The sequence below is a fragment of the Streptomyces atroolivaceus genome, assembly GCF_000717025.1.
In the GTDB taxonomy this organism is placed as follows: Bacteria; Actinomycetota; Actinomycetes; order Streptomycetales; family Streptomycetaceae; genus Streptomyces; species Streptomyces atroolivaceus.
The window spans coordinates 140,414-166,720 of sequence record NZ_JNXG01000021.1 but is presented as its reverse complement, the minus strand read 5'-3'; the positions used below and the strand labels follow the sequence as shown (position 1 = coordinate 166,720).

Sequence of the window (26,307 nt, the reverse complement as noted above, 5' to 3'; positions counted from 1 at the left end):
CGTGGCCGAGACCGCCCGCCATTCCGAGTCCCGCTACGGCAACAGGCCGACCATGAAGGACGTGGCAGCCCGTGCCGGAGTGGGGCTCAAGACGGTCTCACGCGTGGTCAACAGCGAGCCCGGGGTCACCCCCGACACCGAGCGGCGGGTCCAGGAGGCGATCGAGGCGCTCGGCTTCCGCCGGAACGACAGCGCGCGAGTCCTGCGCAAGGGCCGCACCGCGTCCATCGGCCTGGTGCTGGAAGACCTGGCCGACCCTTTCTACGGCCCGCTCAGCCGTGCCGTGGAGGAAGTGGCCCGCGCTCACGGCGCCCTGCTCATCAACGGCTCGAGCGCCGAGGATCCGGAACGCGAGCAGGAACTCGTCCTCGCTCTCTGCGCCCGCCGGGTGGACGGCCTCATCGTGATCCCGGCCGGCGACGACCACCGCTATCTGGAACCCGAGATGAAGGCGGGCATCGCCACCGTGTTCGTCGACCGCCCGGCGGGCCGGGTCGACGCGGACATGGTCCTTTCGGACAGCTTCGGCGGAGCACGCGCGGGCGTCGCCCACCTCGTCGCGCACGGCCACCGCAGGATCGGCTTCATCGGCGACCAGCCGCGGATCCACACCGCCACGGAACGACTGCGCGGGTATCACGCGGCGCTGGCCGATGCCGGGATCGAGGTCGAGGACGCCTGGGTGTCCCTGGGCCCGACGGACCCGGCCCGGGTCCGGGCCGCGGCCGAGGCCATGCTGACCGGCCCCGAGGCGGTGACCGCACTCTTCGCGGGCAACAACCGGGTGACGGTCACCGCCGTCCGCGTCCTCGCCGAATGCGACCGCAGGATCGCCCTGGTGGGCTTCGACGACATCGAGCTGGCCGACCTGCTCGGCATCACGGTGATCTCGCAGGACGCCGCAGCGGTCGGCCGCACCGCGGCGGAGCACCTGTTCCGCCGCCTGGACGGCGCCGCACACGCCCCTGCCAGGGTGGAGCTCCCGACCCGGCTCATCCCCCGCGGTTCGGGGGAGCTCCCGCCCGAGTGAACGCCTACGGGGCCGTCACGGTCAGCCCGCCGCGGCGGGGTGAGGCGAAGGCGTCCAGGTCCGCGCGGGTCAGACCGGTGAGCCCGGCGACCTCCGCGGTGTCCAGGGCCCCGCAGTCGATGCCGCGGAGCAGGTAGCCGCTGAGCGCCTTCGCGGTGGCGGGCTCGTCCATGACGTCTCCGCCGGCCTTGGCCACGTAGGCGGCGAGCCGGGACGCGGCCTGGCCGAGGCCCTCGCGGTAGAAGGCGTAGACGGCGGCGTAGCGGGTGGGCAGATGACCGGGGTGCATGTCCCAGCCCTGGTAGTACGCACGGGCCAGAGCGCGGCGGGTGAGGCCGTAGTGGAGGCGCCAGGCGTCGTGGACCTGCTGGGCCGGACCGACCGGGAGCACGTTCGTGGACCCGTCGCAGACCCGCACGCCGGTGCCCGCGGCGGCGACCTGCATGACGGCCTTGGCGTGGTCGGCGGCCGGATGGTCGCTGGCCTGGTAGGCCGGGCTCACCCCGACGCAGGCGCTGTAGTCGAAGGTCCCGTAGTGCAGACCGGTCGCCCTGCCCCGGGCGGCGTCGATCATGCGGGCCACGGCGGCGGTGCCGTCCGCCGCCAGGATGGACTGGCTGGTCTCGATCTGGATCTCGAAACCGAGGCGCCCGGAGGGCAGACCGTGGCTCTCCTCGAAGGCCTCGAGCAGCCGCACGAAGGCGGTGACCTGCTCGGGATACGTCACCTTGGGCAGCGTCAGGACGAGCCCCTCGGGGAGGCCTCCGGCCCGCATCAGGCCGGTGAGGAAGATGTCCGTGGTGCGGATGCCCCGGTCGCGCACGGCGGCTTCCATGCACTTCATCCGGATGCCCATGTAGGGGGCCGCGGTGCCGTCGCCGTAGGCCTCGGCGACCAGACGCGCCGCGCGGGCGGCGGCCTCGTCCTCCTCGGAGTCCGGGCGCGGCCCGTAGCCGTCCTCGAAGTCGATGCGCAGGTCCTCGACCGGCTCGCGCCGCAGCTTGGCCCGTACGCGGTCGTGGACGGGCTCCGCGAGTTCCTGCGGGATCCCCAGGACCGAGGCGAGCGCGGCGGCGTCGGGGGCGTGCTCGTCGAGCGACGCAAGCGCCTGGTCGCCCCAGGTGCGGAGTGTGGTGGAGGTGAAGCCGTCGGCGGGCACGTAGACGGTGTGGACCGGCTGGCGTGTGCCGGGGTCCCCCGGGTAGCGGCGGGCGAGCTCGGCGTCCACCGACATGAGGGAGGCGCTGATCTCCTCGCCGACCGCGCCGGTGAGGCTCGTCGCCACCTTCTCCTGCTGACCCATGACCGTACCCTCCAGTGCTACTGTTTCCGCTTCCCGGAATCTTTCATCCGCATAGCGAAGTTATAAGCCTCCCGGGTCTGCGTCAATGGTGATCGGAAAGAGCCCGGGGCCGCACGGTGTGAACACCGTGCGGCCCCGGGCCTACGTGCGGGCAGGACTCCTGCCGGGTCAGCCCTTGCGGGACTTGACCTCGTCGGTGAGCTGCGGGACGACGTCGAAGAGGTCGCCGACGACGCCGTAGTCGACGAGGTCGAAGATCGGGGCCTCGGCGTCCTTGTTCACCGCGACGATGGTCTTCGAGGTCTGCATGCCCGCCCTGTGCTGGATCGCGCCCGAGATACCCGAGGCGATGTACAGCTGCGGGGAGACCGACTTGCCGGTCTGGCCCACCTGGTTGGTGTGCGGGTACCAGCCGGCGTCGACCGCGGCACGCGAGGCGCCGACGGCCGCACCGAGCGAGTCGGCGAGCGCCTCGATGATCGCGAAGTTCTCCGCGCCGTTGACACCACGGCCACCGGAGACGACGATCGCGGCCTCGGTCAGCTCCGGACGGCCGGTCGACTCACGCGGGGTGCGCGAGAGGACCTTGGTGCCGGTGGCCGTCGCCGAGAAGGAGACCGCGAGGGACTCGACGGCACCCGCGGCCGGGGCGGCTTCGACGGCGACCGAGTTCGGCTTGACCGTGATGACCGGAGTGCCCTTGGAAACACGGGACTTGGTCGTGTACGAGGCGGCGAACGCCGACTGCGTGGCGACCGGGCCCTGGTCACCGGCCTCGAGGTCGACGGCGTCGGTGATGATGCCGGAACCGATGCGGAGCGCGAGACGGGCCGCGATCTCCTTGGCCTCGGCCGAGGAGGGAAGCAGCACGGCGGCCGGGGACACCGCGTCGTACGCCGCCTGGAGCGCGTCCACCTTCGGTACGACGAGGTAGTCGGCGAACTCCGGGGCGTCGGCGGTCAGCACCTTGACCGCACCGTGCTCGGCGAGCGCGGCGGCGGTGTCGGCGGCCCCGTTGCCGAGGGCGACGGCTACCGGCTCGCCGATGCGGCGGGCGAGCGTCAGCAGCTCCAGGGTGGGCTTGCGGACGGCACCGTCCACGTGGTCGACATAGACGAGAACTTCAGCCATGGGACTTCAATCTCCTGCGTGCGAAAGAGGCGGGGCGGCGATGGGAACGGGCGGGGCTCAGATGAACTTCTGGCCCGCAAGGAACTCGGCCAGCTGCTTGCCGCCCTCGCCCTCGTCCTTGACGATCGTGCCCGCGGTGCGGGCGGGACGCTCGGCCGCGGAGTCGACCGCGGTCCAGGAGCCGCCCAGGCCGACCTCGTCCGCCTCGATCTCCAGGTCCTCCAGGTCCAGGGACTCCACCGGCTTCTTCTTCGCCGCCATGATGCCCTTGAACGACGGGTAGCGGGCCTCGCCCGACTGGTCGGTCACGGAGACCACGGCCGGAAGGGACGCTTCGAGCTGCTCGGACGCGGAGTCGCCGTCGCGACGGCCCTTGACCGTGCCGCCGTCGACCGACACCTCGGAGAGCAGCGTGACCTGCGGGACGCCGAGGCGCTCCGCGAGCAGCGCCGGGAGCACGCCCATGGTGCCGTCCGTCGACGCCATGCCGCAGATGACCAGGTCGTAGCCGGTCTTCTCCACGGCCTTGGCCAGGACCAGGGAGGTGCCGATGACGTCGGTGCCGTGGAGGTCGTCGTCCTCGACGTGGACCGCCTTGTCGGCGCCCATCGACAGCGCCTTGCGCAGCGCGTCCTTGGCGTCCTCGGGACCCACCGTGAGCACGGTGATCTCCGCGTCGTCCGCCTCGTCGGCGATCTGCAGCGCCTGCTCGACCGCGTACTCGTCGAGCTCCGACAGCAGACCGTCGACGTCGTCACGGTCCAGGGTCAGGTCATCGGCGAAGTGCCGGTCGCCGGTGGCGTCGGGCACGTACTTCACACAGACAACGATCCTCAAGCTCACGCCGGCTCTCCTACTGCATCGTCATTTCTGGGCTGCCTTGTTGCACGCAGCATAGGCGCCATATCGAGCGGTTTCCGGTCGGGGCGACCCGGCTCCCGGTGAAATATTACTCGCCAGTACACCCAGTACGTTACCCATAAGCAAGCGCTTGGAACTGTGACGTAGCCAACGGAGTCCGTTCCACCGGCACCCTGCTCGCCCTCAGTCTCGCAGAGCCGTGAACCGGCCCTGGTGGTAGACCAGCGGCCGGCCCCCCTCCGAGGGGTCCCCGGCCACGATCTCGGCGATCACGATCCGGTGGTCCCCCGCCGGGATCCTGGCCACCACCCGGCAGACCAGCCAGGCCACCACTCCCCCGAGCAGCGGCACCCCCTCCGGGCCCGTGCGCCAGACGGTGGAGGGGCCGAAACGGTCGGCTCCGCTGCGGGCGAACGTCGCGGCGAGCTCCTGCTGACCCTCGCCGAGTATGTGGACGCCCACGTGCTCCGCCTCAGCGACCACGGGCCAACTGGAGGAGGAGGTGCCCACCCCGAAGGAGATGAGCGGCGGCTCGGCGGCCACGGAGCTGAGTGAGGTCGCGGTGAATCCGACCGGCTCCGGGCCGGCGGCGGTGATCACGGCGACGCCGGCGGCGTGCTGACGGAAGGCGGAGCGCAGAAGCTCGGGGGCAGCCGTGCGGGAGGTGGCGAGATCGGGCGATGCCGTCATGGAAAGATCCTTCTGCGAGAGGGCGTACGGGTCCGTGAGTTCTTCAGACACCCGGACAGCGCGCGCTCGCGTGGCGCACGAGGTCCACGTGGACCCGGCCGAAGAGAAGGAGTTCTGGCGGCATGACGTCAGGGTGACGATGCGTGGTGTACACAGTCAAGTGCGTCCCGTCATGTGGGAGATGCGTCACGGTCCGTCACATCGCCTGCCCCAGCGCGGCGACGACATCCGCCGTACGCGGCTGGCCCGCTGCCCGGCGGACGATACGGCCCGCCGCGTCCAGCACCAGGACCGTGGGCGTGCGGCTGATACCGAGACTGCGTACGAGCGCGAGATGCGCCTCGGCGTCGATCTCGACGTGGGCGACGCCCTCGACCATCCCGGCCACCTCCGCGAGGGTGCGCCGGGTGGCGCGGCACGGCTGGCAGAACGCACTCGAGAACTGCACAAGGGTGGCCCGATCCCCCAGCTCCACACCGAGTTGGGCCGCGTCCAGCGTGCCGGCAGCTGTCTTCGGGTCCATCCCGGCCTCCCTCTCAGAGCTCTGCGCAAAGGGTCAGCACCCCACGACCGCAATACATTCCCGGAGAAGTCACGTGACGAGAATCTCCCGCCCCGGGCCCTTTGGGGCTGGCCACGGCGTCGCACATGGGGCACGATCGCCCCAATGCCGAAAACCTACGGCTGCGTAACTTCCGCCGGGAGAACCCTCCCCAGGCATTGAAGAAGGGTCTTCATCCAGATGGCAGAGCTCGTCTATCGGCCGGTCATCGGCGCCGCTCGCACGCTGTTCAAGGCGCTCGACCTGAAGATCGACACCCAGGGTTCGGAGCACATCCCGAAGACCGGTGGCGCGGTTCTGGTCAGCAACCACATCAGCTATCTGGACTTCATCTTCACCGGGCTCGGCGCCCTCCCCCAGAAGCGGCTCGTCCGTTTCATGGCGAAGGAGTCGGTGTTCCGGCACAAGGTGTCCGGGCCGCTGATGCGCGGCATGAAGCACATCCCCGTCGACCGCAACCAGGGTGAGGACGCCTACGCGCACGCGCTCGCGTCGCTGCGCGCGGGTGAGATCGTCGGCGTCTTCCCCGAGGCGACGATCTCGCAGTCCTTCACCCTGAAGAGCTTCAAGTCGGGCGCCGCGCGGCTGGCCCAGGAGGCCGGCGTGCCGTTGATCCCGATGGCGCTGTGGGGCACCCAGCGACTGTGGACGAAGGGGCGCCCGCGCAACTTCCGGCGCAGCCACACCCCCATCACGATCCGCGTGGGCGAGGCCATGGAGGCCCCCGCCGACCAGTACGCGGGGGCCATCACCCGCCGTCTGCGTGAACGTGTCCAGGAGCTCCTCGAGGCGGCGCAGCGCGCCTACCCGGTGCGCCCCAAGGACGCGGCCGACACCTGGTGGGTCCCGTCGCACCTCGGCGGTACGGCGCCGACGCCCGCAGAAGCCCGCGAGCTCGGCTGAGCCGTCGCGCGGTGAGGGAGACGTCACTCGGGGCCGTGGAGGGTGATCCGCACCCCAGGGCTCGTCTTCTCGACGTACTCGGCGAGCTCGGTGGCCGCGGCCCCGAGCCCCGCCGGGGCCGCGGGAACGAGTCCCTCCAGCAGGAAGACGGCGTTGACCGACACCTCGGTGATGCGGGTGCGCGTGCCCTGACGCCGGTTCCAGCGCCTGCGGTGACGGATTCGTCGTCGCACCGGACGACCTCCCCGCACTCCGGGTGCTCGATGACCGTCTGACCGCCGACGACCGTGGGGAACTCCTCCCGGCCGGTGGAGCGCACCAGCCTCGTGGCTCCCCTGATGCGGTCGCTGTCCTCGCCGCCGGCAGGGATCAGACGGGCCACGCTGATCGCGCCGAGAGGTCGACCGGGCGGTTGATGCGGGAAGGCTTGGCCCCGAAGGCCGTGCACATGTCGCGCCAGGCGGCGACATGCGGATCCTCGTGCGGAGAACGGCCTCCGAGGCGCGCGGTGAGCCTTCGGGGCGCGTCGTCCAGCAGGGCCGAACCGTTCTCGTCGCTGGGCCCGTCGGCCAGGCCGTGCGCCTCGACGGCGAGGTGGGTGAAGCCCGGGGCGAGGCTGCGGACGTCGTCGGAGACCGTGATCGTCAGGACCGTCGTCCCGCATTGCTCCGGCGCGGGAGTCAAGGGCGTGACGGGTTCAGAGCGAGGCGGGCAGATTCCGCCCCAGTTCCGCACAGTCGCGTGAGCTCCGCAGTGCGTGGAGAGGCGCCGGGTGCGGTGCTTCATAGACTACCGGATAGTCCATCTCATTGAACTCCGGTCGGACCACCCAGGCCAACCGCTCCTCCTCCATGGAGAACTGGGCGTCGATCCCGCCTACGTTCCCGCGCGGATCCTGCCGTGCCCACCGCTCCCGGCCGGGGAGCCGCACGGCGACCAGGCCGTGAACGACGGGCCCCCCGCCCGCGCCGGTGAGCCGCTGGTAGCAGAGGCCGGCATGAATGCCCCCGGCCCGGAGCAGGGCGGTCAGGGCGTGTGCCTTGGCGTAGCAGATGCCGGTGCGAGCGGCCAGGACGTCGGACGCGCGCCAGGTGACCCGGGGGTCCCCCACGTCCATCGAGTGCGGGACGGAGTCGCGAACGAAGGCGAAAGCGGCGGAGGCGTACACATGCGCATCACCCTCGCCCGCACCGAGGCGCTCGGCGGTCTCGGTCACGAGCGGGTGGCGGTGATCGATGACCTCGTCGTCGGCGAGATAGGCGGAGAGATCCGAGGCGTGCTGAATCAGCTTCATGCCCGGGGAGCGTAGCGATGCGGCCGAGCAGAGGCAATACATTTCCGCTCGACCGCATACTTATGCTGCTACTGCTTGGCCATCTCCTCCTTGAGCGCCAGCAGGAAGGCGTCCACGTCGTCCTCGCGGGTGTCGAAGGCGCACATCCACCGGACGTCTCCGGCCTTCTCGTCCCAGAAGTAGAACCGGAACCGCTTCTGCAGCCGCTCGGTCACCTCGTGCGGCAACCGCGCGAAGACGGCGTTGGCCTGGACGGGGTGGAGGATCTCCACGCCGTCGACGGTCCGGACCCCTTCGGCGAGCCGCTGGGCCATGGCGTTGGCGTGCCGCGCGTTGCGCAGCCAGAGGTCGCGGGCGAGCAGCGCCTCGAGCTGGACCGAGACGAAGCGCATCTTGGAGGCGAGCTGCATCGACAGCTTGCGCAGGTGCTTCATGGCCCGGACCGAGTCCGGGTCCAGGACGACCACGGCCTCTCCGAAGAGCGCGCCGTTCTTGGTGCCGCCGAACGAGAGGACGTCGACACCGACCGTGTTGGTGAACGTACGCATCGGCACGTCCAGCGATGCGGCGGCGTTGGCTATCCGGGCTCCGTCGAGGTGCACCTTCATGCCCCGCTCGTGGGCGTGGTCGCAGACGGCGCGGATCTCGTCGGGCGTGTAGACGGTGCCGAGCTCGGTGTTCTGGGTGATCGAGACGACCTGCGGCATCGCCCGGTGCTCGTCCTCCCACCCGTACGCCTCGCGGTCGATGAGCTCCGGCGTGAGCTTGCCGTCCGGGGTCGGGACGGTGAGCAGCTTCAGCCCGCCGACCCGCTCCGGCGCACCGCCCTCGTCCACGTTGATGTGGGCGGACTCGGCGCAGATCACCGCACCCCAGCGGTCGGTCAGCGCCTGCAGGGCGACGACGTTGGCTCCGGTGCCGTTGAAGACCGGGAAGGCCTCCGCGGTGGGGCCGAAGTGGCTGTGCATGACCCTTTGGAGGTGCCCGGTGTAGTCGTCCTCGCCGTAGGCGACCTGATGACCGCCGTTGGCGAGGGCGAGGGCCGCGAGTACCTCCGGGTGCGCACCGGCGTAGTTGTCACTGGCGAAGCCGCGTACCTGCGGATCGTGATGACGTCGCGCATCGGTCCTTACGGTTGCGGAGTCAGCCACAGACGCTTTCCGTTCACTTCTCCGGCGGGCATGTCCCAGACTCCGGCGATGGCCTCGGCCAGCTCCGTGACGTCCGTGAAGCCCGCGAACTTCGCATTCGGGCGCTCGGCGCGCATCGCGTCGTGCACCAGTGCCTTGACGACAAGGATCGCAGCAGCCGACGTCGGGCCCGCGTCACCCCCCGCCTTGCGGAAGGCGTCGGCAAGGGCGAGCGTCCAGGCCTCGGCGGCCGCCTTGGACGCGGCGTAGGCCGCGTTGCCGGCGGTGGGGCTGCTGGCTCCTGCCGCGCTGATCAGCACGTACCGGCCCCGGTCGCTGCGCTGGATGACCTCGTTGAAGGCGAGCGAGGTGGACTGGACGGTACGGATCAGCAGCTTCTCGAGGTAGTCCCAGTCGGCGAGGCTGGTGTCACCGAAACCGGCGCCGCCGCGCCAACCCCCGACCAGGTGGACCAGACCGTCGACACGACCGAACTCCTTCTCCGTCTTGAGCGCCCATTCCCGCGCGGCTGCCGGATCGAGCAGATCGACCGTGTCACCGGTGACCGTCGCTCCGCCGTGTGCGTAGCGCGCGGCGTCGACCGCCTCCACGAGCCGTTCGGGGTTGGCGTCGGAGGCGACCACGGTCGCACCCGCCTCGGCGAGCCTGAGCAAGGTGGCGCGGCCCGCGGGCCCTGCCGCTCCGGCCACCGCGACCACCGCGCCCTCGAGCGCACCACTGTCGGCCATGCCTGTTCCGTTCATCGCCACCGCCTCCTCAGAACCCGCGCTCACGCAGCTGCCCGCCCGGCGTCCGCCGCGGTGATCCCCTTGGTGGAGGCGATCACATGCTTCAGCTTCTTCGAGAGCGCCTCATAGAACATGCTCAGGGGAAACTCGTCCGGAAGCACGTCGTCGACGAGCTTACGGGGAGGCTGGTCGAGGTCCAGGGCGTCGGGGCCCTTGGCCCACCGGGATCCGGGGTGGGGTGCGAGGTAGGTCGCGACCAGGTCGTACGCCGCGAACCAGTGCACGAGCTTGGGACGGTCGATGCCGTCGCGGTAGAGCTTCTCGATCTCTCCGCAGAGCTGGTTGGTGACCTGCGGGGCACGGGCCCAGTCGATCCTGAGCGTGTTGTCGGTCCAGCGGACCACGTCGTGCTTGTGGAGGTAGGCGAAGAGCAGCTGGCCGCCGAGGCCGTCGTAGTTGCGCACCCGCTCACCCGTGACGGGGAAGCGGAACATCCGGTCGAAGAGCACGGCGAACTGGACGTCACGACCCTGTCCGAAGCCGTCGGCCTCCAGCTTCACGGCCTCCCTGAAGGCGGTGAGGTCGCAGCGCAGCTCCTCGAGCCCGTACATCCAGAACGGCTGGCGCTGTTTGATCATGAAGGGGTCGAACGGCAGGTCGCCATGGCTGTGGGTGCGGTCGTGGACCATGTCCCAGAGCACGAACGCCTGCTCGCAGCGCTTCTGGTCCCCGAGCATCTCCCGGATGTCGTCGGGCAGCTCGACGCCCAGGAGCTCGACGGACGCCTCGGTCACGCGGCGGAAACGGGCGGCCTCACGGTCACAGAAGATGCCGCCCCAGCTGAAGCGTTCCGGCGCCTCGCGTACGGCGATGGTCTCGGGGAACAGCACGGCGGAGTTGGTATCGTAGCCCGAGGTGAAGTCCTCGAAGGTGATGCCGCAGAACAGCGGGTTGTCGTAGCGCGTGGCTTCGAGGTCGGCAAGCCACTCGGGCCAGACCATGCGCAGCACGACGGCTTCGAGGTTGCGGTCCGGGTTGCCGTTCTGCGTGTACATCGCGAACACGACCAGATGCTGGAGGCCGTCCGCACGGTTCCTGGCCGGCTGGAAGGCGAGCAGCGAGTCGAGGAAGTCAGGGACACCGAAACCGTCAGCGGCCCAGCGACGCAGATCGGTGACGAGCGCCCGGTGGTAGGCCTCGTCGTGCGGGAGCAGCGGGGAGAGCTGCTCGACCGCCGTGACCACCCGCTCGACGACGGCGGCGGCGGTCTCCGCGGAGGGAGCGCCCTCGGCCGCGAAGTCGATGGAACCGTCCTCGGACTGCCAGGGGCGGAGCTCTTCCACGGCACTCTTGAGCCTGGGCCAGGCCGGGTGCTCCACGACCCGCTGGGCAGCAGCTATCGCACCGGCAGCGGCGTCATGCTCAAGAATTTCCGTCATAGCACTTCCTTCACGGGAGAACCTCGCGTCAAGTAACCGTATCCATGCGTGGCCCCTTCGGACAAGTGGAGGGCAGAAAATTATCCTGCCACCCCACATGGTCACCGTTATTTTTCCCGTCACACATCCGCATGACAACTTCTTCCACCGGACTGGCCGGGCAGAGCCCGCCCTGAAGGCGCGAACTGGTTCCCTGTGGGTAGGAGCCGCACGCGGGGCGACCAGGACGGACGGAAGCGGGAGTGCCTTGACTTTTCTCACCATCGGTCATCGCGGGGTCATGGGCGTCGAGCCGGAGAACACGCTGCGCTCGTTCGTGCACGCGGAGCAGGCCGGCATGGACGCCGTCGAACTGGATCTCCATCTGAGCAAGGACGGCGCGCTCGCCGTGATGCACGACGCCGCCGTGGACCGCACGACGGACGGGAGAGGGCTGATCGCCGAGAAGACGCTCTCGGAGCTCCGCGAGCTCGACGCCGGGCGAGGCGAACGTGTGCCGGTCTTCGAGGAGGTACTCGACGCGATCCGCTCGCCCGTCCAGGCGGAGATCAAGGACGTGGCGGCTGCGAGGGCCCTGGCCGAGGTGATGCTGCGGCGCGATCTGGCCGGCCGCGTCGAGGTGTCCTCGTTCCACGACGCGGCGGTCGCCGAGATCGCGCAGCTGGTCCCGGGGGTGCGGACGGTACTCATCGCGAGCCGGTGGGAAGGCGATGTGGTGGACCGGGCGAAGGCGGCGGGGGCGGCGACGCTCGCCCTGAACATCCGCCGACTCACGCTGGAGGTGGTCGAGCAGGCACACGCGGAGGGCCTGAAGGTGATCGGGTGGGTGGTGAACACCCAGGACCAGCTGCGTCTCGTACGCGCGCTGGGTCTGGACGGCGCCACGACCGACTACCCGGAGATCCGGCGCGCGGGCCGCTTCACCGCCTGAGGCACCCAGGGGTGCCGGCGCGCACCACCGTCCGTAGGATCTAGAGCTTCTTGACCAGCAGCTCGAACGCGAGGTCGTCGCGCTGCGGGACACCGAAGCGCTCGTCGCCGTACGGGAAGGGCGTCAGCTCTCCCGTACGGCGGTACCCCCGGCGCTCGTACCAGGCGATGAGCTCCTCACGGACCGAGATCACCGTCATGTGCATCTCGCTCACCCCCCAGCTCTCGCGTGCCGCACGCTCCGCCTCGGCGATGATCACCTTGCCGAGACCCGCGCCCTGCAGCTCGGGCCTGACCGCGAACATTCCGAAGTACGCGGCCTTCCCGCGGTGTTCGAGCTGGCAGCAGGCGACCGGCTCGCCGTCCCGCTCGGCCACGAGCACCCGGCCCGAGGGGTGCGCGAGCACCTCGCGCACCCCGTCCGCGTCGGTGCGCTGCCCCTGCAGGATGTCCGCCTCCGTGGTCCATCCGGCCCGGCTCGCGTCACCCCGGTAGGCGGACTCGACGAGGCGCACGAGGATCGGCACATCGTCCTCGGTCGCGTCGCGGAAGGTCAGTTCTGCCCGTGCCTCTGCCGGTGCGATGTCCATGTGGCTCTTCTCCGGTGGGGTGCTGCCGCCTGTGCTTTCCCGAGACTAACCCGGCCCCGGCCGCCCCCCGCAGGCCCTCTCGCGCTCCCCCCGGTACTCCAATGCGCCCCGGTAGGAACACCCCGGCCGGGGCATCGATGGGACGGACCGGCGTGATTCGCCACAGGGGGAGGTGCACCGTGCACGGACCGGCGCTGTCCGGCTGGCTGCTCATGGTGTTGTGCGGGGCCACGGGGGCGTACTGCCTGCTGCGGACCCGAGACGGCACGGAGCAGGAACGCAGATCGGCGCGCGCCGAGGCGCTGATGGGGTTCGGGATGGCCGCGATGGCGGTGCCCGCTGCCCTGCTCACGCTTCCGCAATGGACGTGGACGGTCTACGCGGTGGTGTTCGGCGCCGCCTCGTTGCGGGCGGTCGTGTACGCGAGGGGCGGCGGCCATCATCTGCATCATCTGGTCGGTTCGCTGGCCATGGTCTACATGGCCGTGGCCATGGCGCCGGGGGCCCATGTCCCGGGCGGCGGCCATACGGGCCACGCCGCGGGTGCGGCGGGAGGCCTCCCCGTGCTGACGGGAGCGCTGCTGGTCTACTACGCCCTGTACGTCCTGCGCTCGGCCGGGCAGCTGATACCGGCTCCCCCACACGCCGGGGCGCCGGCCGTGGCCGGCCATGGCGTCGTCAGGGGCCAGACGTGGGGCGCTCGGCCCGAGCTGGCCCTGGCGTGCAGGCTGACCATGGGCATAGCCATGTTCGCCATGCTGCTCACCCTGTGAGACGACGGGCCCCGCGCACGGTGTCGTACGTCACTTGACGCGCGCGGCCATACCCGGGGACGCCGCGGCACTCATAGGCTGACGCCCATGATGGTCTCCCTCGTGCTGCTGCTGCTCGGCGCACTGGCCGCCGTCGTGGCCCCGGGTCTGATGGCGAGGGCCCGGTGGCCGGAGCGTGAGCCGGTCGTTGCCCTGTGGGTCTGGCAGTGCGTGGTCGCGGGTGTCCTGTTGTCGTTCGCGCTCTCCATGACCTTCAGTGCGGCCGCCGCCTGGCAGGCGGTCCGCGGCCACGTCTTCGCACCCGCCCCGAACGCCGTGGTCGAGGCGTACGCCCTGGGCGCGTACGGCCCGTGGTCCGCGGTCATCGCCGTGCTGCTGGCGTTCGGCGGCGTGTGGACCGCGGCCATGCTCGTACGGGAGATCCACCAGGCGCGGGCCCGTCGCAGGCGACGGCGCACCGAACTTCTGGTCCGCTCCCCGCTGTTGCCGGGAGAGGAACCCGGCAGCGGGCGCCTCGTGGTGCTGGAGGGTGAACGGCCCGACGCGTGGTGGCTGCCGGGGGCAGCGCCCCAACTGGTCATCACCACCGCGGCACTCGGGCGGTTGAAGGGGCGTCAGCTCGATGCCGTCCTGGCCCATGAACAGGGCCACGCACAGGCGCGCCACGACTGGCTCCTGCACTGCTCGGGGGCGCTCGCGACCGGATTCCCGCAGGTACCGGTGTTCGCCGCTTTCCGCGACGAGATGCATCGCCTTGTCGAACTGGCCGCGGACGACGTGGCGTCACGGCGCTTCGGGCGTCTCACGATCGCGCTCGCCCTGGTCGAACTCAACGAGGACCGTGGCGTGTTCGGCCCGGCACCGGCTTCCGGGGCCCACATGCCGCTCAGGGTGAACCGCTTGCTCGAGCCGGTGGAGCGGCTCACGGCGGGCCGTCGGCTGCGACTGACGGCCGCTGCGGCACTGGTGCCCGTCGTGCCCCTGCTGGTGGCCTTCGTCCCCGGTCTGAGTGCCCTGGGATAGCCTCACGCGCCGGTCGTGAACGAGGATCATCCCCATGCACTCCCCTCCCCGCCCTCCGCGCGCCCGAGTCCCCTTCCTGTTGACGGGCCTCGTCTGCGCCGCACTGTCCCTCGTCGTACTCGTGCTGGTCGCGCTGGCCTGGTCTCCTCTGATGTCGCTGGACACAGCGGTGGCCGAGGCGCTGCACCGCAGAGCGGTGACCGAACCGGGGCTCGTCCACGCCAACCGGGTTCTGACGGACTGGGTGTGGGATCCCTGGACGATGCGCGTCCTGACCGCCGCCGTCGTGATCACCCTGTGGTGGCGCGGCTCACGGCTGCTCGCCGGCTGGGTCGCCGCGACAAGTCTTTTCGCCACGCTCGTACAGCAAGGGCTCAAGGCCGCCGTGGGCCGCGAACGCCCGCGGTGGGTCGACCCGGTGGACTCGGCGCACTACGCGGCCTTCCCCTCAGGTCACGTCATGACCGCGGCGGTGACCTGCGGGCTCCTCCTGTGGCTGCTGCGCCTGCACGGCGCGCAGGCACCGCTGTGGTGGGGTTCCCTGGCGCTCGCCGTGATCTCGGTGGCCGGTGTGGCGTACACCCGCGTCTACCTCGGCGTGCACTGGCTGAGCGATGTGGTGGGCGGAGTCGTTCTGGGGGCCACGGTGGTCGTGCTCTCCGTCGCCGGATACACCGGATACGCCCGGCGCACCCGGCCTGCGGGCGGCGACGGGGACGGGGACGCGCCCTTGTAGCTGCTTGCCGGGGGCGGCGATGATCGGCTTCATGCGACCCAAGGGTGTACTTTTCGACTTCTCCGGGACCCTCTTCCGGATCGAGCCCGTCGACGCGTGGCTGCGCGCCGCCCTCGACGCTCGGGGCACCATGGTGGAGCGGGCCGACTTCGAGGACTGCGTACGTCGGCTGACTGCGGCCGGAGCGCTGCCCGGCGGCCCGCACCCCGAGCGGATTCCGCCGTCGCTGGCCGCCGTGTGGGCCGATCGCGACCGCGATGCACGGCTGCACAGGGAGGCGTACACCGGCCTGGCCCGCGAGGCCGCCCTCCCGGACGCGGGGCTGCCCGACGCGCTGTACGACCGCCACATGAGCCCTGCCGCCTGGCAGCCGTACTCCGACGCTGCCGAGGTGCTGCGCGAGTTGCGTCACAGGGGCGTAGCGGTCGGCGTCGTGAGCAACATCGGCTGGGACCTGCGTCCCGTCTTCCGCGCACACGGCCTGGACGAGCTGGTCGACGTATACGTCCTGTCCTGCGAACACGGCATCCAGAAGCCGGACCCGCGCCTGTTCCGCACGGCGTGCACGCTCCTGGGGTGCGATCCGGCGGATGTGGTCATGGTCGGTGACGACCGCCACGCCGACGGGGGCGCGACGGCACTGGGCTGCGAGGTGCGCTTCGTGGACCCGCTCCCCGTCGCGGAGCGGCCGGCCGGGCTCCGGGCGCTCGGACTGCTGGAACGCACCGGGGAAGGACCCGGCACGCACCATGCGTGAAGGATTCCGGGAGGAGGTGTGAGGGATATCCCTGCCCCGGAGAGGGTCCGTGAGCCCTGAGGGGGTTTAGCTTGGTGGACATGTCCCCGTATCCGAACCCGTCCGCCGCCGTGCGCCCCGCCTCCGTGGTCAACGAAGAGATCCGCACCCTGTGGCAGCGCTCGGGCGGCCTGCTCTCCCCGGCCGACGAGACGGAGTACCAGCGCCTGCTGGTGGAGTGGGCCACGGCCACGGGTACGAGCGTGCGAACGGCCGCCTGAGCGATCGCGCGGCCCCACCCCTGATTCCGGCGATCCCCCGCATCGCCGGAATCAGGGGTACAGCATGTCCCCGCCCCGCCCACGGGTCAATGAGATAAACGTGCCCCGCCGGACGGAGTCCGTCCGGCGGGGCACTCTCCTTCATCTGCGGGAGGAGCCGTGGATCAGCGGTCGAAGTAGTCCGGCTGCGTCTGCACGTTGAGCTCCGGCAGCCGCACCTTCTTCGCCGGATCGGTCCGCCGGTCGTTGAGCTTCAGGACGTCGAAGCCCTTGGCGATGTCGTTGGAGTAGATGTAGCCGTTGTAGTAGTACGCCGACCACGGGCCGGCCGTGGTGACCGCCTCCGTGGAGACCGGACCGCGTTCGAAGAACGCGATCTCCTTCGGCTTCGAGGAGTTGGTGAAGTCCCAGACGGAGATCCCACCCTGGTACCAGGCCTGGACCATCAGGTCCTTGCCCTTGACCGGGATGATCGAGCCGTTGTGCGCGACGCAGACCTCCGTGTCCGCCTGCGGGCGGTCGATCTTGAAGTAGCTGCGGAAGACCAGCTTGCGGTGGTCACCCCTGCCCGTGATGTCGTAGACGCCGTCGGCCCCGCGGTTCGGGCCGATCTCGTCGTTGCAGGTGGCCGCGCCGCCGCCGCCGAGCTCATCGGTGAAGACGACCTTGTCGGCGTCCTGGTTGAAGGTCGCCGAGTGCCAGAACGCGAAGTTCACGTTGTCCTGCACCCGGTCGATGATCTTCGGGTTCTCCGGGTCCTTGATGGAGAACAGCAGACCGTCACCCATGCACGCCCCGGCTGCCAGGTCCTTCGACGGCAGAACGGTGATGTCGTGGCATCCGGTGGTCTTCGAGACGCCGGGGTTCGCCGGCGCGCCCGGGTTTCCACCGTCCGGGAAGAGGACCGGGAAGTTCACGATCCGGGAGTCCTCGGGCGCCTTGCGCGGCACCTTGATGACGGAGATACCGTCGTGCGGCGGCTGGCAGTCCGGGAACGTCTCGTTCGGCGAGTACGACGAGACGTAGACGTAGACGCTCTTCCGCTCGGGAACGATCGTGTGGGTGTGCGAGCCGCATGCGGTCTCGACGGCGGCGACGTACTTCGGGTTGCGCTTGTCGCTGATGTCGAAGACCTTCACGCCCTCCCAGGAGGACTTCTCCGTGGCCGGCTGGGTGGTGCTGGCACACGAGTCGTCGCTGCGCGAGGAGTCGGTCGACAGGAAGAGAAGGTTCCCGGAGACCGAGATGTCGTTCTGCGAGCCCGGGCACAGGACCTGCGCGACGGTCCTCGGCTTCTTCGGGTTGCGGATGTCGAAGATCCGGAAGCCGTCGTAGTTCCCGGCGTAGGCGTAGGTGCCCTGGAACGCCAGGTCGGTGTTGGTCCCTTGGAGCGCGTCCTTGGGGATGTTCGTGAGGTGCTCGATGTTGGCGCTGTGGACGATCTCGTCCACGCCGGGTATCTCGCCGCTCTCGATGGCGGCCCTGGCTTCGGCCTGCTCGCTCACGGAAACACCGCTGCGGGTGGTGGCGGTGTCGCCCGGGTCGGGCGTCGCGGCCGCGGGTCCGGCCGTGAACAGCGTGGCGATGAGCCCGGCCGCGGCTGCCGCCACACCCAGACGTCTCCGCCGCACGCTGGTGGTGTGCAACGAGGTCACTGCGTCCTCCCTTGTATCCGTTCGTCGACGAACGGTTCATGGACCCCGGCAGTATCGTCCCTCGCATGTACACACCAACAGATGGCAACAGAGACGTAATGAAAATTTTTGATCACCGGCCGGTGGAAGGTGTTAGGACGGTCTGCAACACATTCATGTGGCACTGGAGGTCGCCGTGTTGATGCCCCGTCGGACCGCGCACCTGCGCGCAGCAGCTCTGGCGACGACGCTCGTGGCCGCCGTTCTCGCTCTGGGAGGCTGCGACGGAGGCGATGACGGGGCGATGGCGGGCACCGACAAGGGCCCTTCGGTCGTGGCGCCCGGCAGACCCGGTGAACCGGCCAGGACGCTGTCCGCCGAGGAGGCGGCGAAGGCCGCCCGGAACGACACACCCAACTCGGCCGACCACCGCTACGTGCGCATGATGATCGAGCATCACGAGCAGGCCCTCGTGCTCACCGCTCTCGTTCCCGGCCGGGCGGCCTCCCCATCCGTCGAGCGGCTCTCGAATCGCATTTCGGCGGCTCAGAAGCCGGAGATCGGCGCCATGCAGGGCTGGCTGAAGAACAACGGCGGAGACGAGCGCGAGGAGACCCACGACCACTCCTCCATGCCCGGCATGGCGACCGACAAGCAGATCCAGGAGCTGCGCGCATCGAAGGGCAAGGCCTTCGACCGGCTGTTCCTCGAGCTCATGATCACCCATCACCAGGGCGCGGTCACCATGGCGACCGAGGCTCTCGCGGACGGCAACAACGTACTGGTGGAGGAGATGGCCAACGACGTGGTCGCCCAGCAGACCGTGGAGATCGACCGGATGCGTGGACTGATGACCTGAACGGGCGCGGGGTGCGGGGGCCGCGAGCCTCTCCCCCGCTCACCCGCACCGGTGCCATGCTGGAGGGAGCCTGCCGCAGGAGGTGCGCCGTGCTCCGTGTCGCCGTCGTCGGTTCGGGACCCAGCGGGGTCTACACCGCCCAGGCCCTGCTGCAGCAGTCGCGGGTGCCGGACGTACGCGTGCATGTCCTGGACCGGCTGCCGACCCCGTACGGACTGGTGCGCTACGGCGTGGCACCCGACCACGAGAAGATCAAGTCGCTGCAGAGCCAGCTCCGGGCGGTCCTGGAGGACGACCGGATCACGTTCCTCGGTCATACCGAGGTGGGCGGTGAGGGCGGGCTGTCACCCGCCCGGCTCAAGGAGCTGTACCACGCGGTGGTCTACTGCGTCGGCGCGGCGTCCGACCGCCCCCTCGCCGTTCCCGGCGAAGGGCTGCCGGGGAGCTTCTCCGCCACCGAGTTCGTCTCCTGGTACAGCGCCCACCCGGACGCGGCCCGCGACGGCTTCGCACTCCTGGCACGTACGGCCGTGGTGATCGGTGTCGGCAACGTGGCGCTCGACGTGGCCCGGATCCTCGCCCGGGGCGCGGCCGAGCTGCGGGGCACGGACGTGCCCCGGGCGGCGCTGGAGTCCCTCGGGACCAGCCGGGTGCGCGACGTGCACATCGTCGGCAGGCGCGGCCCCTCGCAGGCCAGGTTCACCACCAAGGAGCTGCGCGAACTCGGCGCGCTCCCCCGGGCACGGATCGTCGTCGACGGGGCGGAGCTCATGCTCGATCCCGCGTACGCGGCGGTGGCGGGAGGCCCGGAGGGGCCGCCTCCGCCTGCCGTGGTCCGGCGGAACCTGGACGTGCTGCGCGGGTGGGCGGCAGCTCCGCCCACCGCCGCGGTCGACGGGGAGCGCCGTATCCGACTGCGGTTCTTCCTGCGCCCGGTCGAGCTGCTGGGGCGGGACGGGCGGGTCGCGGGGGTGCGGTTCGCGCGGACGGCCCCGGACGGCGCCGGAGGAGTGCGGGACACCGGTGTGTACGAGGACGTCGAGGCACAGCTGGTGCTGCGGGCCGTGGGATACCGGGGGACGCCGCTGCCCGGTCTGCCCTTCGACCCGGTGCGCGGGATCGTGCCGCATCTGGCGGGCCGGGTCGTCAGGGACGGGACGGCGTCGCCCGGGGAGTACGTCGCCGGGTGGATCAAGCGCGGCCCCACGGGGGTGATCGGCTCGAACAGGTCGTGCGCCAAGGAGACGGTCGCTTCGCTGCTCGATGACGCGCCTCTGCTCGTCCACCGGGAGGTGCCGGCCGATCCGCTGGGAGCTCTCCGGGACGAGGGACTGAGGCCGGTGGAATGGGAGGGCTGGCTGTCCATCGAACGCGCCGAGTCGGCACTGGGCCACTCGCTCGGACGCCGCAGAGTGAAGATCCCCGACTGGCCGGGGCTGCTCGGCGCCGCCGGCGACGGCCGGGGATGACGGCGGAGGCGGTCAGCCCTGGCCGAGGCGCTCGGCCTGCAGGTCCGCTCCGCCGAGGACGCTGTCGAGCAGACCGGGGAAGAGAGCGTCGAGATCCTCGGTCCGCACACAGCTCAGCTTGGCCGTGCCCCGGTAGAACTGGGAGATCACGCCGTTCTCGCGGAGCACCCTGAAGTGGTGCGTGGTGGTGGACTTGGACACCGGGAGATCGAAGCGCGAACAGGCCTGCTCGTCGGTCGCGCCGGCCAGCTGGCGCACGATCCGGAGCCTGACCGGATCGGAGAGCGCGTGGAGCACGCCCTCCACGCGGATCTCCTCGCGTGAGGGGTGGGCGAGCACGCGAGCGGCGTTCGTCGTCACGGTGGCTCCACTTCGTGCAGGGGGGTCCATTGTACGAGGATCGTCGTAGTTTTATCCACGTGCCGCCACCACGAGCCGGACACGCGGGCTGCCGTCCGGCCTCCGGCCGAACTCCTCAAGAGGCAGCAGCCGCACCGTGAATCCGGTGCCCACGAGGTCGTCCACCACACCGGCGAGCGGGAACGTGCGGTAGTACATGACGAAGGGCGGACGCCACAGTGCGTTGCGCACCCGCATGGCCAGATCGAAGCCGAGCAGCGACCAGTACGCCCGGGAGCCCACCGCGGGCGGCGCGCCCACCGGGAAGACGAAGAGACCACCGGGCCGCAGCGCCGCGTAGACCTGATCGAAGAGTCCGGGACGTTCCTCAGGCAGGAAATGGCCGAACGCCCCGAAGCTCAGGGCGAGGTCGAACGCGCGCGCGAACGGCAGTGCCAGGGCGTCGGCGCGGACCCAGTCGACCACCGGGCCGGTGTCGTTGCCGCCGTGTGCGGCCCTGGCGACCTCGAGCATGCCGGCGCTGAAGTCGACGCCGGTGACCCGCTCCCCGCAGAGCCCACGCAGCACACCCGCGCCCGCCCCGGTACCGCAGCAGACGTCCAGGCCCCGGCCGAACGGCCCGAGGGGCCGCACCGCGTCGGCGACGGCTTCGAGCACCCGGTCCGGGGTCCGGTAGGGCGTCAGGTCGAATTTCGGGGCGAGCAGGTCGTATCCGCGCATCGTCGAGGAGAACGCCTGGACGGCCAGTTCGCGCAGTGTGGGGCCCTGGGGAGTGAACATCGCGGCTCAGCGTACCGACAGAGGCGGCGTCACACCGCCCGGGCGTACTGTTCGGGCGTCCTGACGTCACCACCGAGTTCGCGCGAGGCCTTTCGGGCGAAGTGGGGATCGCGCAGCAGTTCGCGGCCCAGCAGGACGGCGTCCGCGCTGCCGTCGGCGAGGATCTTCTCCGCCTGCACGGGGTCGGTGATCAGCCCTACCGCTGCCACCGGAAGGCCGGTCTCGTCGCGTACCCGCTGGGCGAAGGGCACCTGGTAACCGGGCTCCGCGGGAATCCGCGCCTTCGGCGCCAGTCCGCCGGTCGAGACGTCCAGCAGGTCGACGCCGTGGTCGAGCAGCTCACGTGCGAAGCGGACGGTGTCGTCGGCGGTCCAGCCCTCGCGCGGGTCGTCCGCGTTCTCGGTCAGCCAGTCGGTGGCGGAGATACGGAAGAACAGCGGGAGGTCCTCGGGCCACACGGCGCGCACGGCGTCCACGACCTCCAGTGCGAAGCGTGTGCGGTTCTCGAAGGACCCGCCGTAGAGGTCGGTGCGGTGGTTGCTGTGCGGGGAGAGGAACTGGCCGATCAGATAGCCGTGCGCCCCGTGGATCTCGGCGACCCTGAAGCCCGCTTCGAGCGCCCGGGCGGCGGCGTCGGCGAACTGCCGCACGACCTGCTGGATGTCCTCGACGCTCAGCTCGGCGGGCACCGTGTGGGACTCGTCGTACGCGAGAGGGCTCGGGGCGACGGGTTCCCAGCCCTCGGGGTCCCCGACGCCGATGGGGGCTCCGCCGCGCCAGGGACGGTCGGTCGACGACTTCCGTCCGGCGTGGGCGAGCTGGATTCCCGGCACGGTCCCCTGGCCGTCGAGGAAGTCGGTGATCCGGCGGAACGCCTCCACCTGGCGGTCGTTCCAGATGCCGAGGTCCGCAGGGCTGATGCGGCCCTCCGGGCTGACGGCGGTGGCCTCGACGAGGACGAGGCCGGTTCCGCCGACCGCGCGGGCACCGTAGTGGGCGAAGTGCCAATCGTTGGCCACACCCGCGTCGGGCCCTGACACTTCCGCGCTGTACTGGCACATCGGGGCCATCCAGATGCGGTTGGGAATGGTCAGCGACCGCAGGACGTAGGGCTCGAACAGTGCACTCACAGGGGGCTCCGATTCCTCGGGACGGGGCGGGCGGCGCGACGGCCCCGGCACGCCGGGGCCGTCGCTCGTACGACATTCACCGTACTACGATAATCACCGTACTACGGCGATCGTCGAAATACGAGCGGCCCGTACGACGCCGCTCACCTCCCCGGCCGCAGCCGGCGGCGGAGCCGGATGTCGGCATCCGCCTCGTACATCTGGCTCCAGCTGCGTCCGCCTCCTGAGGTCCAGGTCACCTGCACACCGGCCCCGTCCGTCCTGACGGCCTCGACCGTCATGAGCCTGTCCCCGTCCCGCACGTCGCCGCGCAGCAGCTCACACGCCTTGACGGTGACGGGTTCGGCCGGCCGCGCGTTCTCCGCCTCACCGGCCGCCGCGACGAGCGCCGCGGCCAGTTCCCTGGCAGCGGCCGGGGAGCAGGACCAGGAGGCGTCCGCCGAGGGGCCCTCGATCAGGATCCCGACCTGGAGCGGCCCTTCCGCAGGCCCGGGGGCCACCTGCAGCGTCGCACGGTGCCCCTCGGTGTCCCGGATCTCGATACTCATCCCTGCCGCCTCCTCGTCCCGCTCCGGTCAGCTCAGCCGGAGACTCTCCGGCGGGCCCAGATAGCTGGGCTTGAGACCGCCGGTGTCCACCACGAGGTTCTGGAGTACCACGGTCGGGTCGACCATCCAGAATTTCAGCACGTGGGCCCCCGCCCGGCCGATGTGGTGCGCGGTGCCGGTGCGGTTGACGTTGTCCGAGGTGTTGCGGGCCCACTGCGGGTTCATGGTGCCGTCGTCGGCCCCCGTCACCTCGGTGATGTTGACGGACTGCGGGGCGTCGTCGTCGAAGGAGACGGCATACGTCAGCCCGTCGGCCGCCAGGGCGTTGTTGCGGGGCGACAGATACGCCCAGACGGTGACCGGCCCGGTCGTGAACAGGCTGACCCGGTACTCCAGCCTGGGCCCACGGCCTCCCGGGGTCTGCCGCGCGGCGGTGACCGGGAAGGGCTCCATCCCCGATCCGGTGCGGCCGATGTCCGGAATCCGCCGCCAGGAGATGTCGTCGCGGCCCACCGCCCGGTGGAAGTGGTCGGCCTCGACGGAGACGTATCCGTTGGCCTCGACGAAGCCCTTGAGCTCTGCGCGCTCCAGGCGCGGCCGGTTGACCACTGCCGTGACCGCGACCTCGCTGCCGCCGGGGCCCGAGACGGTGACGGGGACCCTCGTGGTCCCCTTCGGGGCCCGCGCCCAGTCGACGCGGAAGGTGACCCGGGTCTGGGCGTCCACCCGGCCACGGGTCCGGTCGGCGATCAGCCAGGAGGCACCGGTACGGATGCGGAACTCGAAGGGTTCGGTCCCCCGGTTGAACACCTCGACGTACTGGGCGGGCTGGCTCTGGTACGGGCTGAAGACCGGCAGGACCGCCTCGCCGCCGGATGCCGGCCACCAGTCGGGCGAGCCGTCGACGGCCACGCCCATCTCGGCCTCGCGCGGGAGCTCGATGCGCCGCACCGCGGGATAGATCTCGTCCGCTATCGCCACGTCGTCCAGCTCGGGCTGCTGCCAGGGGGCGTTGGGCCCGTAGCGGTCCACATCCCCGTACCCGATGTGCGGCTGGGTCTGGAAGCCCTCCCATTTGCCGCCGGCCACCTCGGTGTTGAAGCGCCGCGCCAGGGCGAAGTCCTCGGCCAGCCCCGCCTCGGCGGTGGCCGCGAGCTGGTTGGTCAGGGCTCTGCCCTGGGGTGCGTAGTGCAGGTTGGTGAACTCCGCCTCCCGCAGGGCGTACAGATTGGCGGTGGCCCGGACGGCGTATCCGACGAGTTCGTACCAGGCGTCCCGGGCGGACGCGGGCAGACCGCGCCGGACGCGCTCCGCGGCGGCGTCCAGGCGCTGCCAGTCCTCGGTGACCCGCTCCAGCTCGCGGTAGTCGACGATGCTGAAGGGCGTCGCCCGGTCGTCGTAGACGATGGCGGACGGGTCCGTCGCCGGATCCTTGGCCGGGTCGACGGTGATCTTCCGGTTGAGCAGCTCGGGTTTGCGGCGGGACTGCAGGCGGGCGTACGTCCGCAGGATCTCCGCGATCTCCTCGGCCTGCCGCTCGCCGAAGTTCTGTGCGGCGTAGCGCTCCTCCCACTCCGGGAGCGCCTCCAGGGGCCAGCGTCCGGGGTCCCAGGCGTACTCCAGGAAGAACTGGGTGGGCAGTTCGTTGCCCTTGAGGTCGCCCACGTTGGTGACCCAGAGTCCGTGGTTGCCGTAGGCGGTGCTCTGGTGGAGCTGGTCCCACATGTTCGGGAGCGACGCGGTGTCGACCCACTTGTAGTTGCGCCCCACCCCCACGTAGTCGAAGTGGTAGTAGAGGCCGTAACCGCCGCCGCGGGCATCCTTCTTCAGGTCCGGCAGCTTGCGGACGTTGGCCCAGTTGTCGTCGGTGAGGACGACGGTGACGTCGTCCGGCACGCGCAGTCCGCGGTCCCAGTAGTGCTGGACCTCCTTGTAGAGGGTCCACACCTGCGGGACGGCGTCGGCGGCGCCGAGCTCCTCGGCGAGGATCGTGCGCTGGGTGGCGATGATCTCGGTCATCAGGTCGATGCCGTCGCCGTCCGGAAGGCTGACGTCACCGTTGCCGCGCATGCCGAGGGTGACGACACCCTCGAAGTCCTCGTCCGCCATGCGGCGGACGCCCTCCCGCCAATAGGCCTTGATGGCCTCGGCGTTGCGGCGGAAGGACCACTCGCCTGTGCCGCCGTAGGGGTCGTGGCCCGGCTTGGTGATGTTTCCCGCACTGTCGCGCACGGCGGCGACGGCGTGCCTGTTCCACTCCTCGATCCCCCTCATCATGGGCGCTTCGTGCGAGGTGCCCATGACCACGCCGTAGGCCTTCGCGGCGGCGTGGTTCTCCGGATCGTCCTCGGCGAAGGCGCGGCCCCAGACCGCGGGCCAGAGGTAGTTGGCCTTGAGGCGCAGCATCACTTCGAAGATCTTGGCGTAGAAGGCGGCGTTGAACCCGCCTTCGAAGCCGGGCGCCTTGCCGGGGCCGAAGAAGGCGGGGGCCCAGGTGCCGAGCGCCGGGTTCTCGTCGTTGATGAAGAAGCCGCGGTACTTCACGGCGGGGGTGCCCTGGCTGTACCGGCCGGGCAGGACGTACAGCGCGTCACGGTGTACGGGGACCACGTCGTCCCACCAGTACCAGGGCGAGACGCCGATGCCCCGGGAGACGTCGTACGCGCCGAACACCGTGCCGCGCTGGTCGCTGCCCGCGATGACGAAGGCCCGGTCGACGCCTGGCAGCGGCTTCTCGACGACGGTCTGCAGGCTGGTCTCCCACTTGCCCTCGACCTCCGAGACCTTCAGCCTGCCCGCGGCGATCAGGCCGTCGATCAGAGGGCTGCGGCCGATGGTTCCGACGAGGACGATCTCCCGGCTTCGCGGTGCCTCGTTCCGGAAGAGCGCGGGTCGGACGCCGGTGACGCGCTCGATGTCGTCGCGGAGGTCACCGGCCACCCGGACGACGCCCGCGTGGTCCTTGTCGCTGACCACGATCGGCGCCGCCCTGCCGGCCCTGACCAGGGGGAAGGCGTTGGATCGGGGCGTGAACGACATGTACGCGCCGGGGTCGGTCGGGCGGACCGCCGGGGAGCGTCCGGAGCCTGCGTGCGTGGCGGCGGCCTCACCCGTCAGTCCCATCAGCGATCCGAGCGGCGTCGCCGCCAGCGCCGAGAATCCGAGGCCGGCCCCGAGGACCGATCTGCGGCTGGTGTGCTTGTCCATGTCGCTCTCCATTTTGTTCATACGCATGACAAATTGGACGGGCGTGAGCCCCTGGCAGCTGTCCGGCAGGCCGTTCCGGTTCGCCGCCCCCGTCCGGGAGCGCGGCGGCGACCGCGCCGTCGGCGTCGTCGGGCCCGGGAGCGATCAGTCCGGCCACGT

26 protein-coding genes and 1 pseudogene are annotated in these 26,307 nt (G+C 70.6%); 10 read left to right on the top strand and 17 right to left on the bottom strand.

The window, feature by feature from the left end:
• The first annotated feature begins 1 nt into the window (after position 1).
• Positions 2–1,030 (top strand): LacI family DNA-binding transcriptional regulator, encoded by a 1,029-nt coding sequence (locus OO67_RS32365; protein WP_033305354.1) that lies wholly within the window; start codon positions 2–4, stop codon positions 1,028–1,030.
• Positions 1,031–1,034: 4 nt separating this feature from the next.
• Here OO67_RS32365 and OO67_RS32360 read toward each other — a convergent pair whose 3' ends face one another.
• The 5 genes from OO67_RS32360 to OO67_RS32340 form a co-directional block, all read right to left on the bottom strand.
• Positions 1,035–2,333: a DUF6986 family protein gene (locus OO67_RS32360; RefSeq protein ID WP_033305353.1), complete on the bottom strand. Its 1,299-nt coding sequence runs from the start codon at positions 2,331–2,333 to the stop codon at positions 1,035–1,037.
• Positions 2,334–2,501: 168 nt separating this feature from the next.
• Positions 2,502–3,464: an electron transfer flavoprotein subunit alpha/FixB family protein gene (locus OO67_RS32355; RefSeq protein WP_033305352.1), complete on the bottom strand. Its 963-nt coding sequence runs from the start codon at positions 3,462–3,464 to the stop codon at positions 2,502–2,504.
• A 57-nt stretch (positions 3,465–3,521) separates the two neighbouring features.
• Complete coding sequence (locus OO67_RS32350; RefSeq protein ID WP_033305351.1) at positions 3,522–4,307, bottom strand: electron transfer flavoprotein subunit beta/FixA family protein; 786 nt, start codon at positions 4,305–4,307, stop codon at positions 3,522–3,524.
• A gap of 201 nt (positions 4,308–4,508) precedes the next feature.
• Entirely contained in the window at positions 4,509–5,015 is a 507-nt protein-coding gene (locus OO67_RS32345; RefSeq protein WP_033305350.1) for a flavin reductase family protein, read from the bottom strand.
• 196 nt (positions 5,016–5,211) lie between these two features.
• The gene (locus tag OO67_RS32340; protein WP_033305349.1) at positions 5,212–5,538 is read right to left on the bottom strand and encodes a TlpA family protein disulfide reductase; all 327 of its coding nucleotides are present in this window, start codon (positions 5,536–5,538) and stop codon (positions 5,212–5,214) included.
• Positions 5,539–5,757: 219 nt separating this feature from the next.
• Here OO67_RS32340 and OO67_RS32335 point away from each other — a divergent pair, with 219 nt between their 5' ends.
• Positions 5,758–6,480 carry a lysophospholipid acyltransferase family protein gene (locus OO67_RS32335; RefSeq protein ID WP_033305348.1) on the top strand — a complete coding sequence of 241 codons (723 nt, stop codon included), beginning with the start codon at positions 5,758–5,760 and terminating at the stop codon, positions 6,478–6,480.
• A gap of 23 nt (positions 6,481–6,503) precedes the next feature.
• Here OO67_RS32335 and OO67_RS32330 read toward each other — a convergent pair.
• The 5 genes and pseudogenes from OO67_RS32330 to OO67_RS32310 form a co-directional block, all read right to left on the bottom strand.
• Positions 6,504–7,128: pseudogene (locus OO67_RS32330) on the bottom strand (B3/B4 domain-containing protein).
• Between the two features lie 49 nt (positions 7,129–7,177).
• The gene (locus OO67_RS32325; protein ID WP_033305347.1) at positions 7,178–7,774 is read right to left on the bottom strand and encodes a transglutaminase-like domain-containing protein; all 597 of its coding nucleotides are present in this window, start codon (positions 7,772–7,774) and stop codon (positions 7,178–7,180) included.
• Positions 7,775–7,842: 68 nt separating this feature from the next.
• A complete protein-coding gene (locus OO67_RS32320) occupies positions 7,843–8,925 on the bottom strand; it encodes a threonine aldolase family protein (protein WP_033305346.1) in 1,083 nt (360 codons plus the stop codon).
• Positions 8,904–9,668: an SDR family NAD(P)-dependent oxidoreductase gene (locus OO67_RS32315; protein ID WP_033305345.1), complete on the bottom strand. Its 765-nt coding sequence runs from the start codon at positions 9,666–9,668 to the stop codon at positions 8,904–8,906. The genes OO67_RS32320 and OO67_RS32315 overlap by 22 nt, the downstream gene beginning before the upstream one ends.
• A gap of 26 nt (positions 9,669–9,694) precedes the next feature.
• A complete protein-coding gene (locus tag OO67_RS32310; protein WP_033305344.1) occupies positions 9,695–11,092 on the bottom strand; it encodes a DUF6421 family protein in 1,398 nt (465 codons plus the stop codon).
• Positions 11,093–11,372: 280 nt separating this feature from the next.
• Here OO67_RS32310 and OO67_RS32305 point away from each other — a divergent pair, with 280 nt between their 5' ends.
• Positions 11,373–12,023 (top strand): glycerophosphodiester phosphodiesterase, encoded by a 651-nt coding sequence (locus OO67_RS32305; RefSeq protein WP_033305343.1) that lies wholly within the window; start codon positions 11,373–11,375, stop codon positions 12,021–12,023.
• Between the two features lie 40 nt (positions 12,024–12,063).
• Here the strand turns inward: OO67_RS32305 and OO67_RS32300 are convergent, their stop codons facing one another.
• Positions 12,064–12,612: a GNAT family N-acetyltransferase gene (locus OO67_RS32300; protein ID WP_033305342.1), complete on the bottom strand. Its 549-nt coding sequence runs from the start codon at positions 12,610–12,612 to the stop codon at positions 12,064–12,066.
• A 179-nt stretch (positions 12,613–12,791) separates the two neighbouring features.
• Here OO67_RS32300 and OO67_RS32295 point away from each other — a divergent pair, with 179 nt between their 5' ends.
• The 5 genes from OO67_RS32295 (at position 12,792) to OO67_RS32275 (ending at position 16,161) form a co-directional block, all read left to right on the top strand.
• Entirely contained in the window at positions 12,792–13,385 is a 594-nt protein-coding gene (locus OO67_RS32295) for a DUF5134 domain-containing protein (RefSeq protein ID WP_033305341.1), read from the top strand.
• Between the two features lie 87 nt (positions 13,386–13,472).
• Positions 13,473–14,408, top strand: coding sequence for a M56 family metallopeptidase (locus OO67_RS32290; protein ID WP_033305340.1), 936 nt, complete (start codon positions 13,473–13,475; stop codon positions 14,406–14,408).
• A 34-nt stretch (positions 14,409–14,442) separates the two neighbouring features.
• Positions 14,443–15,144, top strand: coding sequence for a phosphatase PAP2 family protein (locus tag OO67_RS32285; protein ID WP_033305339.1), 702 nt, complete (start codon positions 14,443–14,445; stop codon positions 15,142–15,144).
• A gap of 31 nt (positions 15,145–15,175) precedes the next feature.
• Entirely contained in the window at positions 15,176–15,901 is a 726-nt protein-coding gene (locus OO67_RS32280) for an HAD family hydrolase (protein ID WP_033305410.1), read from the top strand.
• Between the two features lie 80 nt (positions 15,902–15,981).
• Positions 15,982–16,161: a hypothetical protein gene (locus OO67_RS32275; protein ID WP_033305409.1), complete on the top strand. Its 180-nt coding sequence runs from the start codon at positions 15,982–15,984 to the stop codon at positions 16,159–16,161.
• A gap of 164 nt (positions 16,162–16,325) precedes the next feature.
• On the opposite strand, the gene OO67_RS32270 is transcribed toward OO67_RS32275, so the two are convergent.
• On the bottom strand, positions 16,326–17,816 hold the full coding sequence (locus OO67_RS32270; RefSeq protein ID WP_033305338.1) for an LVIVD repeat-containing protein: 1,491 nt from the start codon (positions 17,814–17,816) through the stop codon (positions 16,326–16,328).
• Between the two features lie 181 nt (positions 17,817–17,997).
• On the opposite strand from OO67_RS32270, the gene OO67_RS32265 reads away from it, so the two are divergent.
• Both OO67_RS32265 and OO67_RS32260 read left to right on the top strand, forming a co-directional pair.
• Positions 17,998–18,654 (top strand): DUF305 domain-containing protein, encoded by a 657-nt coding sequence (locus OO67_RS32265; protein WP_033305408.1) that lies wholly within the window; start codon positions 17,998–18,000, stop codon positions 18,652–18,654.
• Positions 18,655–18,743: 89 nt separating this feature from the next.
• Complete coding sequence (locus OO67_RS32260; RefSeq protein ID WP_033305337.1) at positions 18,744–20,123, top strand: FAD-dependent oxidoreductase; 1,380 nt, start codon at positions 18,744–18,746, stop codon at positions 20,121–20,123.
• A gap of 12 nt (positions 20,124–20,135) precedes the next feature.
• On the opposite strand, the gene OO67_RS32255 is transcribed toward OO67_RS32260, so the two are convergent.
• The 5 genes from OO67_RS32255 to OO67_RS32235 form a co-directional block, all read right to left on the bottom strand.
• Entirely contained in the window at positions 20,136–20,513 is a 378-nt protein-coding gene (locus OO67_RS32255) for an ArsR/SmtB family transcription factor (protein ID WP_051710094.1), read from the bottom strand.
• A 21-nt stretch (positions 20,514–20,534) separates the two neighbouring features.
• Complete coding sequence (locus OO67_RS32250) at positions 20,535–21,263, bottom strand: class I SAM-dependent methyltransferase (protein WP_033305335.1); 729 nt, start codon at positions 21,261–21,263, stop codon at positions 20,535–20,537.
• Between the two features lie 29 nt (positions 21,264–21,292).
• Positions 21,293–22,393 carry an NADH:flavin oxidoreductase/NADH oxidase gene (locus OO67_RS32245; RefSeq protein ID WP_033305334.1) on the bottom strand — a complete coding sequence of 367 codons (1,101 nt, stop codon included), beginning with the start codon at positions 22,391–22,393 and terminating at the stop codon, positions 21,293–21,295.
• A gap of 143 nt (positions 22,394–22,536) precedes the next feature.
• Entirely contained in the window at positions 22,537–22,941 is a 405-nt protein-coding gene (locus OO67_RS32240) for a hypothetical protein (protein ID WP_033305333.1), read from the bottom strand.
• 27 nt (positions 22,942–22,968) lie between these two features.
• Positions 22,969–26,148 carry a glycosyl hydrolase 115 family protein gene (locus OO67_RS32235; RefSeq protein ID WP_208861112.1) on the bottom strand — a complete coding sequence of 1,060 codons (3,180 nt, stop codon included), beginning with the start codon at positions 26,146–26,148 and terminating at the stop codon, positions 22,969–22,971.
• Positions 26,149–26,307 lie beyond the last annotated feature (159 nt).